Annotated in this window: 13 protein-coding genes; 8 read left to right on the top strand and 5 right to left on the bottom strand. The window is 53.4% G+C overall.

Translation table 11 applies throughout. From position 1 onward, the window contains the following. Nucleotides 1-96: 96 nt before the first annotated feature. Nucleotides 97-1617 (bottom strand): DUF3360 family protein, encoded by a 1521-nt coding sequence (locus G512_RS0102130; RefSeq protein ID WP_028480271.1) that lies wholly within the window; start codon nt 1615-1617, stop codon nt 97-99. A gap of 826 nt (nt 1618-2443) precedes the next feature. Here G512_RS0102130 and G512_RS0102135 point away from each other — a divergent pair. From G512_RS0102135 to sfsA, 3 genes are all read left to right on the top strand, one after another. Continuing rightward, nucleotides 2444-3886 carry a TrkH family potassium uptake protein gene (locus G512_RS0102135; RefSeq protein ID WP_208974908.1) on the top strand — a complete coding sequence of 481 codons (1443 nt, stop codon included), beginning with the start codon at nt 2444-2446 and terminating at the stop codon, nt 3884-3886. 181 nt (nt 3887-4067) lie between these two features. After that, on the top strand, nt 4068-5513 hold the full coding sequence (locus G512_RS0102140; RefSeq protein WP_208974909.1) for a TrkH family potassium uptake protein: 1446 nt from the start codon (nt 4068-4070) through the stop codon (nt 5511-5513). Nucleotides 5514-5534: 21 nt separating this feature from the next. After that, on the top strand, nt 5535-6242 hold the full coding sequence (sfsA, locus tag G512_RS0102145) for a DNA/RNA nuclease SfsA (RefSeq protein ID WP_028480274.1): 708 nt from the start codon (nt 5535-5537) through the stop codon (nt 6240-6242). Between the two features lie 52 nt (nt 6243-6294). Here the strand turns inward: sfsA and gpt are convergent, their stop codons facing one another. From gpt to G512_RS0102165, 4 genes are read right to left on the bottom strand one after another with little or no spacing between them, the layout of a single operon-like run. Further along, complete coding sequence (gene gpt / locus G512_RS0102150) at nt 6295-6792, bottom strand: xanthine phosphoribosyltransferase (protein WP_028480275.1); 498 nt, start codon at nt 6790-6792, stop codon at nt 6295-6297. 10 nt (nt 6793-6802) lie between these two features. Then, nucleotides 6803-7552, bottom strand: coding sequence for a competence/damage-inducible protein A (locus G512_RS0102155; protein WP_028480276.1), 750 nt, complete (start codon nt 7550-7552; stop codon nt 6803-6805). 47 nt (nt 7553-7599) lie between these two features. After that, a complete protein-coding gene (locus tag G512_RS0102160; protein ID WP_028480277.1) occupies nt 7600-8793 on the bottom strand; it encodes an FAD-dependent monooxygenase in 1194 nt (397 codons plus the stop codon). Between the two features lie 45 nt (nt 8794-8838). Then, the gene (locus G512_RS0102165; RefSeq protein ID WP_028480278.1) at nt 8839-9084 is read right to left on the bottom strand and encodes a zinc-finger domain-containing protein; all 246 of its coding nucleotides are present in this window, start codon (nt 9082-9084) and stop codon (nt 8839-8841) included. Between the two features lie 273 nt (nt 9085-9357). On the opposite strand from G512_RS0102165, the gene G512_RS0102170 reads away from it, so the two are divergent. The 5 genes from G512_RS0102170 (at nt 9358) to G512_RS0102190 (ending at nt 12871) form a co-directional block, all read left to right on the top strand. Further along, nucleotides 9358-10110: an alpha/beta fold hydrolase gene (locus G512_RS0102170; RefSeq protein WP_028480279.1), complete on the top strand. Its 753-nt coding sequence runs from the start codon at nt 9358-9360 to the stop codon at nt 10108-10110. Next, nucleotides 10110-10982: an alpha/beta fold hydrolase gene (locus G512_RS0102175; RefSeq protein WP_028480280.1), complete on the top strand. Its 873-nt coding sequence runs from the start codon at nt 10110-10112 to the stop codon at nt 10980-10982. The genes G512_RS0102170 and G512_RS0102175 overlap by 1 nt, the downstream gene beginning before the upstream one ends. A gap of 144 nt (nt 10983-11126) precedes the next feature. Continuing rightward, nucleotides 11127-11975 carry a serine O-acetyltransferase gene (gene cysE / locus G512_RS0102180; RefSeq protein WP_028480281.1) on the top strand — a complete coding sequence of 283 codons (849 nt, stop codon included), beginning with the start codon at nt 11127-11129 and terminating at the stop codon, nt 11973-11975. 84 nt (nt 11976-12059) lie between these two features. Next, nucleotides 12060-12275, top strand: a complete 216-nt coding sequence (locus G512_RS0102185) for a DUF3126 family protein (RefSeq protein WP_028480282.1) — start codon at nt 12060-12062, stop codon at nt 12273-12275. Between the two features lie 281 nt (nt 12276-12556). Continuing rightward, nucleotides 12557-12871, top strand: a complete 315-nt coding sequence (locus G512_RS0102190; RefSeq protein ID WP_028480283.1) for a DUF6949 family protein — start codon at nt 12557-12559, stop codon at nt 12869-12871. Nucleotides 12872-12909: the final 38 nt, after the last annotated feature.

Raw genomic sequence — 12909 nt, forward strand, 5'->3', positions numbered from 1 at the left:
AAGGTGACAAAGGTACATCTTGCATTGTGGATGATAAAAAAAGAAAAGGCCCCGCGGGAGCGAGGCCTTTTGCAAATTTTGGAAATGGTATGCGTTTTACAGCATGGCCGGAATGCCGGGAAGCATGCCAACGGCAGCCATAGCCAGCGTGCAGATGATTACTGCGCCGCCGGGGATGACGATACGGTCGATCATGTTCAGGCGCTGTGCACGTTCCTTGTCGCCGATCAGGCCGTTGTTATCGAGGAACATGGTCACTGCCCATGCCAGAACAGGGTTGGTGACGATTGCCGCGAAGATACAGATACCCGCTGCGTTCGTGTGGTTGTTGTCACGCACCATCTGCAGGCCAGCTTCCAGGAGCGGCAGAAATACACCCACCAGCAGGGCACAGGACATTACTGGCTGCCAAACGGCCACATCCATCGGATAACCGATCACGACGATGAGCATGCAGAGCGTACCAAGCAGGATGGCGCCTGCCGGGATCGGACGCTTCGCGATCGCAGCCGGGATCATGTAGGTACCCCAGGACGAAGTAATGTTACCACCGCCGAACAGGGTGCCCGTGAACTGACGCAAGGAGCAGCAGGTCATGGTGTCATCCACGTCCATAAGAACCTTTTCCGTGTTCTTCGGATAGTTCAGTTCCTGGAAGATCCGGTGACCGAGGAAGTCCGGAGACCACATGGCTACTGCAAGAATTGCGAAGGGCAGTGATGCAACGAAGTGACTGAAGTTCGGAAGACCCAACTGCCAGCCGGTCTCGGTGGACCCCCACCAGTACCATGGGTTCATGTTCGGCAGGCCTGGCGTGGTGGTGAAAGTGAGGTCAACGCCTGCACCCAATGCCAGTGCGATGGCAACCGCAACGATGGAACAAGCCGGAATTGCCAGCCAACGCTTGCCGATCTTCGCCAAGAACGCATACAGAGCGATATTCACGACGAAAATTGCGAGGGCAACATAAGCGAGTGAGTGGTCAAGGCTGTGCTTTGCCTGAAGACCGTCTGCCCAACTGAACAGTGAGGAAATCTGGCTGTTGGCACCCATGAAGCCAAGGAACACAAGCAAGCCGCCTGCAACACCCTGACTGGTCAGGTTTACAAGACGAGAGCCGCCCTTGAAATAACTGAGCAGCAAGCCAAAGCCACACAGCAGGATAGCGAGAGCCAGCGGGTGAGCGCCTGCCAACGCGATCGCGCCAATCAGCGGGATCATTGGGCCGTGGTTGCCTGCGAGGTTGGCGCGTGGGTTCAGGAAACCCGAGCCAATGACGCAGAACAGCAGCGCCGGGATGAGCATCTCGATGCGGACCACTTCAATGATCCACTCGGCGCCGAGGTTAACGTGGTCCCACTTTTCGGTCAGGCCGCTTGCCCAGGCAGCCATAACGGCAGAGTACATGACCGAGATGCCGATCGTACCCGCAATTGCCGGAACAAGGTCTTCCGGCTCAAAGCGGAAGTCGCGAAAAGGAAGGTTCAAAGCCCAGCGACGGGGCTTCATGATCTGGAGTTCGTGATCCAGGTATTCAGTCCGAGTGGCAAATTCGCTGGAAGGGCGATGTAGCTCACTATAAGACTTCTCTTGGTCTTCTTTGATCTGCTGAAGCATATCAGCTCAGTCTCCATTGTAGCCGAAATGTTTCAGGGCGCTAAAGCGTGTCCTGAAAGTCAATCCGAGAAGAGCTGGAAGTAGATGGAAGGTACTCCACTCGGATTAGCGATTTCGCGAGTTTTTTAGCTACAGCAGTAACGAGGAGCAATAAGTAGAAAATTTACGAATACAAACGTAGAAAAACGTATTTTTCGAAATGTAAGATTTGAGAGTCATGTTTTGACGCATGGTCATCCGCGTCTTAGGGCGGGTTTTAACTTAGATCCTAAACCTGTTAAGTGGCTCAAATCGGCCAATTAAATTGAAGTTTATCCATTTCCAAGGCATCGACGCAGGTCAAGTTGTCGGTAAAATCTATTGAAAATCTTTGGATTCATGGAGCCTGAATCCCTGCGGCTAATCACGTATTTTGGTGATAGGTAACGTTACGCATGTGACGTTTTGGCGTCATACTTTTGAATGAAATTATCCGGTATAGGGCAGATGAAAACTGTGTATGACCTGACAAGGTTGTCACTTGCAGCGAGTCGATTTCGGTTGCGGCCATCCGATATGAACCATCAGGGCTTGTGGTTTGGTTGGCTTGTGCCAGATCGCCCTTGGGTTTGTAAGGGGTTTGTATCTTAACCAACAGAGCTGCATAACTGCCTCTCAATAAAACCACTGGCATTCTTGCGGTGGATCTGGCAGTGCTGAAAGGTCTGCTTGGAGCCCATGGTGATCGGGCTGGGCTCAAGGCTATTCCAAGCTGCCAATATCCGCTTTTTAAGGACGACTGTGCTGTGGCTGATTACAGATACTGTTCACCATTTGGGGCCAACCCGTGATTCAACTTAGACCTGTTCTGAATATCCTCGGCTATCTGTATGTTGGACTTGCCTTGGTCATGCTGGTGCCTGCTATTGTGGATGTAGCGGCTCGGAATCCTGATTGGCAGGCGTTTGTCATGTCGAGCCTGATCGTGGGCATGTTTGGTATCTTGTTGGTTGCGGCTCTGGGCGGCTCCTTGAGCGACCCGCTGGATATTCGACAGGTGTTTTTGCTGACAACACTGGCCTGGATCACCATTCCTGCTTTTGGGGCACTGCCATTTTTAGGGCTCGGGATTGGTTATGTTGACGCTGCGTTTGAAACCATTTCTGGTTTTACGACAACCGGATCCACAGTTCTGACGGGACTCGACAGCCTACCTCCCGGATTGTTGTTGTGGCGTTCGCTGTCGCATTGGTTTGGCGGGGTTGGCATCATCGTGATGGCCATCGTGTTGATGCCGCTGCTGCGTATTGGCGGCATGCAGCTTTTCCGCGCTGAAAGCTCGGATCGTAGCGAAAAGGTCGTCAGCCGGGCCAGCGATCTGGTGCGATGGATTGGGGCAGTGTATGTGGCACTTACCATCATCTGCGCCGTTCTTTACACTATTTCAGGCATGTCGGCATTCGATGCGGTCAATCACGCGATGTCAACGCTTTCGTCCGGCGGCTTTTCTACCCACGATGACTCGTTTGCACACTTCGATAGCAATTTTACACTGGCGGTTTGCATCGTTTTCATGCTCGCTTCAGGTCTACCCTTTGTGCTTATGATCAAGAGTATTCGACAGCGGTCCATGGCGTTGTTCCATGACCCTCAGGTGCGCGTTTTTCTCGGTGTTATTGCTTTCTTCAGCGTGTGTATATGCTTGTACCTTGGCATCAAAAATGATGTGCCCTTCATTGACGCTCTGGTTAGTGCGTTCTTTGTTGTGACCTCCATCATCACTACCACCGGGTTCGGCTTGGGTGACTACACCGCTTGGGGGCCCCCTATGGTTGGGTTGATATTGACCTTTACCTTTTTTGGGGCTTGCACCGGATCGACCTCAGGCGGCATCAAGATGCTGCGTTTCATCGTGTTTTTCGGTACAGTACGAGCCTACATGAAAAAGCTGATCCGGCCAGACCGGGTCGTTGTGGTTCGGTACGGGGATACGAAAATCACGCCAGATCTTTCTTTTTCGGTTCTGGCCTTTCTGGTTGTTTATCTTGCCACCGTTGGGGTGATCACGGTGATCCTTTCAGCCATGGGGTTGGACTTGGTGACGTCGTTCAGTGCCGCTGCGACTGCGGTCAGCAACGTTGGTCCCGGTCTTGGTGATGTTGTCGGACCCGTGGGGAATTTCGCGCCGCTGCCGGACAATGCGAAAATTGTCCTATCTGTCGCCATGCTGTTGGGGCGGTTGGAGCTTTTCACGGTATTGGTACTGTTCGATCCGGAGTTCTGGCGATAATACTTCGAAATCTAGGCAGTCACAGACCCCACGGTTAGGGGGCAGAAGCTGTGGAGATCACCTAGATTGGTGGCTGCGTGCGCGAAGCTGAGGCTTGCGATAGCGTAATGTCTCGGCCTACCTTGGGCGCTTCGAAGGTTTTATCATCAGCCAGCGCCGTTCGCTGATCAGAGTTTGGGCCGTGATTTCAATTCGACCTGTCTTAAGTGTGTTGGGCCACCTTTATGTTGGCCTTGCCTCTGCCATGCTGATCCCGGCGATCGTGGATGTGGCTGCCCGCAATGCCGACTGGCAGGCGTTTGTTCTGTCTGCCTTGATCGTTGGGTTGATGGGGCTGTTGCTGGTTGTTGCCATGGGCAATGCACTTGCTGATGGGCTCGATACGCGGCAGACCTTCATCCTGACCACGTTGGCATGGGTAACCATTCCAGCTCTTGGCGCCATTCCGTTCCTTTGGCTTGGCATTGCTTATGTAGATGCGGCCTTTGAAGCGGTGTCTGGCTTTACTACAACCGGCTCTACTGTCTTGTCCGGATTGGACGGCCTGCCACCGGGCCTGCTGGTCTGGCGCTCCCTTATGCAATGGATGGGAGGTGTCGGGATCGTCGTTATGGCGATCGTCTTGCTTCCTTTTCTCCGCATTGGTGGGATGCAACTTTTTCAAACGGAGAGCTCGGATCAGAGCGAGAAGATCGTTGGCCGATCCATCGAGTTAATTCGGTACATCGGGTTGACCTATCTGTTCCTGACATGTTTGTGCATCATCCTTTACTGGGCATCCGGTATGTCCATGTTTGATGCGTTCAACCATGCGCTGACCACGGTTTCCACGGGCGGCTTTTCCACTCATGACAAGTCGTTCGGTTTTTTCGAAAATCCGGTGACTGGTTGGATTGCCGTTGCATTCATGATCATAGGCTCGCTGCCGTTTGTGCTGGTCATTCAGGCGTTCCGCGGTAAACCATTTCTGTTGTGGCGGGACCCGCAGGTGCGCGCTTTCCTGTATTTCCTGCTGTTTGTGGCGTTGGCATTGACTATCTATCTAGGCGTGAGTGGGGCAGCATCTTTCAGTGATGCTGTTTTGCAGGCGACGTTCAACGTGGTGTCAGTGGTTACTGGTACTGGCTACGCCATGGGAGACTACACAGCGTGGGGCGCTCCGGTGATTGGCCTTGCACTGCTGTTGAAATTTGTCGGTGGGTGTACCGGGTCCACTACAGGCGGCATCAAGGTTTTCCGATTTCTGGTGTTTTTCGGCACGGTAAAGGCCCATATGCGGCGAATGGTACGGCCCAACCGCGTTATCTCGGAAAGCTATGGCAATACGCGCTTGACGCCGGAACTGACGTTTTCCGTTCTTGCGTTCCTCGTTGTTTATCTGGGTACTGTCGGGCTATTGACGTTGATCCTGTCCACGTTCCATCTCGATCTGGTTACAGCCGTTTCTGCTGCAGCGACGAGTGTTGGCAACGTGGGGCCGGGACTGGGACCCGTGATTGGCCCTTCGGGTACCTTCGGGCCGCTTCCTGACACGGTGAAGTGGATCCTTAGTGCTGCCATGTTGTTGGGCCGCCTCGAACTGTTTACGGTACTTATTCTGCTGGACCCGGATTTCTGGTCCAAATAATCGGAAAACCGGAGTTTTGGAATGAAGTTCGATGTACCGCTCGTTTCCGGGCGCCTCATCAAGCGATACAAACGCTTTATGGCCGATGTCACACTGGACGCCTTTGAGGAAGTGGTGACAGCGCATTGCGCGAATTCGGGTTCCATGATGGGGCTGACCCGTGAAGGTATCCGAGTATGGCTCACACCGTCAGACAATCCGAAACGCAAGTTGAAGTACTCTTGGGAGCTGCTGGAAATTGACGGTGCCATGGTTGGCATCAACACGTCACGCCCTAATGGTCTTGTGGAAGAGGCACTGCGGGATGGTCGTATTCCCGAACTGGCCGGTTTTGATAACCTGCGCCGTGAGGTGAAGTACGGCAAAAACTCCCGCATCGACATTCTGCTGGAAGACCGTGATCTGCAGAAGACCTATGTTGAAGTCAAGAATGTAACGTTGGCGCGAGGTGATATGGGGCTTGCTGAGTTTCCGGATGCCGTGACTACCCGCGGGGCCAAACACTTGAGTGAACTTGCGGATATGGTGCGAGAGGGGCATCAGGCTGCCATGGTGTTTCTGGTTCAGCGCAATGATTGTGATGCGGTCGCAATTGCTAGGGATATCGACAAAGCCTACGGGGCCGCCTTCGATGCAGCGCTTGAAGCAGGCGTTCAGGTTTATGCTCTTGGCTGTGAGATAAGTTCAGAAGAGATCATTCCGAACAGGCCCATCAAGCTGGCATTTTGACGGCAACAAAAAGGGCGCCTTATACGGCGCCTTTTCCGGTGAAATTCTAATCTTAACCTACTGAATCCTTGGATATTGGCGGCTGAAACTGCCATCCCATATCCCATGGAAAATAAACCCAAGTGTCTTGTGAGAGCTCGGTAACAATCGTGTCTGCCATGTCACGACCTGCCGGCTTTGCGTAAACGGTAGCCAGATGGGCTTTTGGCAACATCTCGCGTACAACGGAGGCCGTTTTTCCGGTGTCGACGAGGTCGTCGATGATCAGGACGCCTTCACCGTCATTTCCAATTACTTTCGGATCAATTGCCTTGATGACCTGCAGGTCTCCCTGATCCTTGTATTCGTGGTAAGACGCGATACAGACGGTCTCAATGGTCCGTACGCCCAACTCGCGGGCAATGATGCCAGCCGGTACCAAACCGCCACGGGTGATGCAGACAATCGCCTGAAAATCCCCTTTATCGGCCAAACGCCATGCCAGTGCACGGCAGTCCCTGTGAAACTGATCCCACGATACGGGAAAGGCTTTCGGTTGAGTGCTGTCCATTTCTCATCTCTCAGATCGATTTGCCTGTTGCTGAAGCGACCAACGTCTCAACAGCAGATGTGGCATCACGCAGTACATCAAGATGACGGGATCTGACAACAACTTGTGTGCTGAATACGCCATCTTTTGATCTGGGATAGGACCCGATGGAGGTCTCTGGGAAGTTTTTCTGCACTTCTGCCAGTTTTTCTGCAATTCTGCTTTCCGGCAGCGGAACGTCAATGGCGTGAGAATGCATGTGCTGGCCGCCCTTCAAGGTGGGGGCCAGGGCATCCAGCATTGCCTGCATGATGTAGGGAACGCCTGCCATGACATGCACGTTCTCGATTCTGAAACCCGGAGCCGCAGAGGCAACGTTTTCAATCAGGTCAGCGCCTTCGGGAATACGCGCCATGCGTTGTCTTGCAGGGGTGAACTCGCCGGGGGGGTAGTGAGCCTCCAAAATCGCCATCGCGCGTGGATCTTTGTCAATCGAGACACCGAACGCTGCAGCAATGGCATCTGCGGTTATATCATCATGGGTTGGACCGATACCGCCTGATGTGAAGACGTAAGTATAACGACTTCTCAACGTGTTCACGGCTTCCACGATCATTCCCTGACTGTCGGGAACAATGCGAACCTCGGATAGGTCGATGCCGCGCTCTGTCAGGAAAGAAGCCAAGTAACCGATATTCTTGTCTTTGGTGCGGCCGGAAAGGATCTCGTCACCAATAACGACAAAGCCGGCTGTCACCGGCTTGTGTTCTGTGTCGCTCATTCAAATCTGCCCATTGGTTGTCGGGCCGATGTGACCCGAATGATCTTCTAGTTTAGATCAACATCCTCTGGTTTCCAGTTATAGATCCAGTCGAATTTGGAAAGCAGGCTGTCTGGAGAACTGGTTCTCAGGACCAGATCGCGTGCATAACAGCCCGGAATTGGCAGGTGATAGATTCGTTCATTGTTGACGGCTTGCTTGGACACCTTGGAAACGCGTGGCTTGCGTGATGCTTCATAGCGAGCGAACGCGGTTGGAATGTCCGAATGCTTCTCCAGTGCGGCGGCCAGAATGCACGCATCCTCGATGCCCATGGCCGCACCCTGTGCCATGAAAGGCAGCATGGCGTGGGCAGCGTCACCGATGAGAGCGATTCTGCCTTGGTGCCATGCGGTATCAGGCTGGATGCCACACAAGGCCCATCGGGTCCAGTTCTCACCCAGCTCCAATATCTGACGGGGTTCATCCGCCCAGTCGTCAAATGCCCGGCGGAGTTCGATCGTCGAGGTGGTGTAAGCCCAGTGTTCTGCCTTCCACTCTTCTCGGCGAATGGCAACTATGTTGAGTAACTCACCGCTATGGACTGGATAGTGGACAAGATGGCTCTTGTTACCCATCCAGAGGCCAGTGGTCGTGCGCAGGCGATCACTAAGGCCCTTGATGGGAACGGTTGTGCGATAGGCCACGCGACCGCTGAATTCTGCAGGCGGTAGACGCAATGTGTTGGTTCTGATTTTTGACCACACACCATCTGCGGCAACAAGGCAGGCGAAGGGGTGGTTCTCCAAATGAGCGGGCAGGGCGCCTATCAGCCGAACCCCGTCAACCTGCTCCATCGCATCGTCAACAGGACACCCTAAATGCAGATGGATGGCCTGATGGCGCTCGACAGCCTGTTTAAGAACGCGCTGCAGGTCGGCACGGTGGATCACAAGATAGGGGGTGCCATATTTGGTTTCTGCGTGGTCGCCAAGTGGAATGCTGGCCAGGTGAGCCCCTGTGCGTCCATTGCCGATTTCGACCGAATTCGGTCGTGTCGCCAGTATCTTTAGCTCTTCCAGCAGACCTAGCGGCTCGAGGCAGCGCAAGGCATTGGCCGATAATTGCAGTCCTGCTCCAACTTCCGACAGGTCTTTTGCGGCCTCAAACAGGTGAACGGTGTGTCCATTTCTTGCCAGATGCAGGGCGCATACCATCCCTGCAATGCCAGCGCCGCTGATGGCGATGGGCATGCGTTTCATGTTGTCCAGTCCTGACTCTCTTGTCCGTGAATAGGCTTTAACTGTTCACGCGGCATCCGGTGTCCACATACAGTCGGCGGGGATTGCGCCATGAGTGTCAAGTTCAGGATTGTGCTTATAAAGCGTTGAACAGTAAGGACAGACGATTTCGTGATCGCTTCCCATATCAAGGAAAACATGCGGGTGGTCGAATGGGGGCTTGGCCCCAATGCACATGAACTCGCGTGCGCCGATCTCGATGGAGTCATGACCTTCGGTGTTCTGAAAGTGCGGAACGAAATTATCAGCCATCTGTGGAGTTTCTCCCCTGATCTCGAAGAATTGGCGGGAGGATAGTCGGCCAACCTTCAAATGAACAGGCCAAAACGCTCCCATCCTACGTGTTTTTTGGTGGTTTGTTCCCAGGCAGATTGAAGAAACAGACGCTGGTGGATCGTCAAGTCAGGGGTGTGAGAAGTCGCTGTTTTGAAGCATTTAAAAGTCTCATTGGCCTTTTCAATGGAGGGGCCTCTCTATATTGTCCCTCTGAATTTCTATGTTATCGCTCAAGGACGTCAGGTTAAAATGCCGCAGTTTTCGAGAAACGGTGCCTCCTTCTCCTATCTGGATGAGGGGGAGGGCGACCCGATTTTGCTGATTCACGGATTCGCTTCAAACAAGAACGTGAATTGGGAGTATCCCGGCTGGGTCGATGTGCTCGTCAAAGACGGACGCCGTGTCATTGCAATAGACAATCGAGGGCATGGGGACAGCCACAAGTACCACGACCCGGCTGACTATGGTGCTCCGGTCATGGCAGATGATGCATTGGCTTTGCTCGATCACCTTCAAATCGATCAGGCCGATTTCATGGGCTACTCCATGGGCACTCGTATCTCCGCATTCTGTGCCCTAAAACAGCCTGAGCGTGTTCGCTCGCTGGTTTTTGGTGGAATGGGATATGGCGTTGTGACCGGTGTCGGCAATCCGGAGCCTATCATTGAGGCGCTGCTTGCTGACAGACTTTCGGATGTGTCTGATCGCACGGGACGGGCTTTCCGGGCTTTTGCGGAGCAGACAGGCTCGGACCGCCGGGCATTGGCCGCCTGCATGAAGTCCACCCGCAAACCGATCCTCGAGGAGGATGTGGCTCGCATTGCAGCTCCAACCCTGATCGCCGTTGGGACTAAAGATGAAGTTGCAGGAGACCCACACGCCTTGGCAGCATTGATGCCTCACGCAACCGTTTTGGAGATTCCCAATCGGGATCACATGGTGGCAGTGGGTGACAAGGTTTTCAAACAGGGTGTTCTGGAGTTTCTGGAGCAATTTTCATAATGACGCAGCAGCGCGTGTTCCTCGGTGCCGACAAAAATCGGCTCATGGCAGATGCATATGGCGAAGAGGGCGTGCCGGTCCTGCTCCTTCATGGTGGGGGGCAAACCCGTCATTCCTGGGGTGGTACGGCTCAACATATTGCTGACGCGGGAATGCGCGCCTACTGCTTGGATCAGCGCGGTCATAGCGACAGCGAATGGGTTGAGACAGGCTATAGTTTTCACGACTTCGGTCGTGATGTTGTCGCCGTTGCGCGGCAGATCCAAGAGGAAACCGGTCAGGCCCCCATAGCCATAGGCGCCTCACTGGGAGGTCTTGCATCCATCATGGCTGAGGGGGCGCTTTCTCCCGGCTCTCTCTCCGGGATTATTCTTGTCGATATCACGCCTCGGCTGGATAAGGGCGGGGTGAACAAGGTCATTTCCTTCATGGCGCGCAACGCAAGTGAGGGCTTTGAGAGTGTCGAGGATGCGGCGGCAGTGATCGCCGAATACTTGCCGCATCGACCGCCGCCAAAATCACTGAAGGGGCTCGCCAAGAATTTGCGCATGAAGTCTGATGGCAGGTTTTATTGGCATTGGGATCCTAAGTTCATCGATCAACGCCATTTGGATGACCGGCATGCGGCCGCCATGCAGAATGCGCTGGAGGATGCAGCCCGCAAACTAGCTCTTCCTGTCTTGTTGGTGCGCGGCGGGTCCTCGGAATTGGTGAACGAAGCTCACGTTGATGAGTTCATGCAGATGGTGCCTCACGCGGAGTTTACTGAGGTCAAGGCTGCCGGCCACATGGTGGCTGGTGACAAGAATGATATGTTCACCTCGTCGATCATGCCATTTTTGTCCAGTATTCGGATGAGTTTAGATGCTTGAAGCGCGTGGTTGTTGACCACTGACATTTTCCCGCGACTTGAAATGGACAGGGTGCGACCCAACCCTTAGGAGATGAGTTGGTTTAGCGAACGGGTATTTTCTGCTAGACCTACTTCAATTGACTTGGCGTGAAAGGACACCCTGATGTCGCAGGTATCCGAAAATCCTGAGCGAGCATTGGCAATCCACGATCCGGTGTGGGCAGCCATTCGGCAGGAAGCCGAGGACATGGCCGCTTCCGAGCCGGCATTGGCCTCTTTTGTATATGAGACGATCCTGCATCACGGCTGTTTGGAAGAAGCTGTGGTTCATCGGTTGGCAGACCGCCTGGGTCATGTGGTGGTCTCGTCGTCGCTCATTCGGCAGACCTATCATGAGGCATTGGCCGATGATCTGACACTTGCAGAGATCTTTCGTGTCGATATCTCGGCGGTGTATGATCGCGATCCGGCGTGCTGCCGGTTTTTGGAGCCCCTTCTTTACTTCAAGGGATTTCATGCCTTGCAGACGCACCGTCTTGCACACTGGCTATGGCAACAAGGGCGCAAGGATTTTGCATTGTATCTGCAGAGCCGCAGTTCCGAAGTGTTCCAAGTAGATATTCACCCGGCGGTACCCATGGGGCGCGGCATTTTCCTTGACCATGGGACTGGCATCGTCATTGGCGGTACGGCCGTAGTGGAGGATGATGTATCCATTCTCCAGGGCGTGACCTTGGGTGGTACGGGCAAGGAAACCGATGATCGGCATCCAAAGATACGCCATGGTGTGCTGCTGGGCGCGGGTGCGAAAGTGCTTGGGAATATTGAAATCGGCCACTGTTCGCGGGTGGCATCCGGTTCAGTTGTGTTGAAACCGGTTGCTCCAAATACAACGGTTGCCGGCGTTCCTGCAAAAGCTGTGGGTGAAGCGGGATGTCCACAGCCGGCGCGTTTGATGGATCAAATGCTTGGTGAAGGTCAAGGCGATTCAGAGAAAAACAAACAAGGATAATCGCCGTCTCGGGGGTTGGCAGCGCAGCTTATTTGTATAGGTTCGGGCCGAGACGCGAACAAATAAAATTGAAGGAGATGGCCCTTGAAGCCTGATGAAATCCGCAAAGTGGAAGCTTATTTGCGCAAGGCTTTCAAATCGCCAGACCTGGTGGTCAAAGCACGTCCTCGCAAAGACGATTCCGCCGAGGTCTACATGGACGATGAGTTTCTTGGCATCATTTTCCGTGATGAGGAAGATGGTGAACTGAGCTGGAACTTCCAAATGGCGATTCTGGAAATCGACGTGGAAGACATGTAATCCGGTTTCGGACCAGCTTGTTTAGGGGCCCTTTGGCCCCTTTTTTATATCTGACAGCCAATTGCATGGGGCTGAAAGTTTGTTTCGGCGTTATTTGCCCAGCGGGCCTTTATGTGTCCCAAAATGGGACATTTGTGCTTTTCTGTTCGTGTAACATCTCACTCCGCCGCCTTTAAAAATCACCTATACCTGCGGTTTTGTGTAGTAGCGGCACAATTTTCTCTGGCATAGGCTTTGCTTAACTTTTCGTTAGGAGTTGGTCCTGGCTGGGAGTTGAGTTGGTGGTTCATGAATTATTTGTTGCGGCATTTCTTTGTGTTTCGGGTTTTGTAAGCGCTGGTATTCTCTCAAGTTTTTATCAGCTTGTTACCGGTGAGCCGCCGAAGTTCAGAGTGCCGTTTGATAATGCGCTGAAAGCGACACTCTCCATGATTTTTGTTTTGATGATTGGGCCGTTTTTGCTGATGCGAAGCGGTCTTCAACTGTATCGTGTTGAAGGACGACCTTTCGGCTGGTTGATGGCGTCTGCGGTGCTCTCTTGTTTATGGAGTGTGCAAACTGGCCTTTTCATCGTGTATGTGGCCCTTGTACTTTGAGCGCCATTAGGAAACCATGGTGCCGCTGTTATCCATGG

Origin of the sequence: Pseudovibrio exalbescens DSM 16456 (assembly GCF_000422785.1) — a bacterium.
Classification (GTDB): Bacteria; Pseudomonadota; Alphaproteobacteria; order Rhizobiales; family Stappiaceae; genus Pseudovibrio; species Pseudovibrio exalbescens.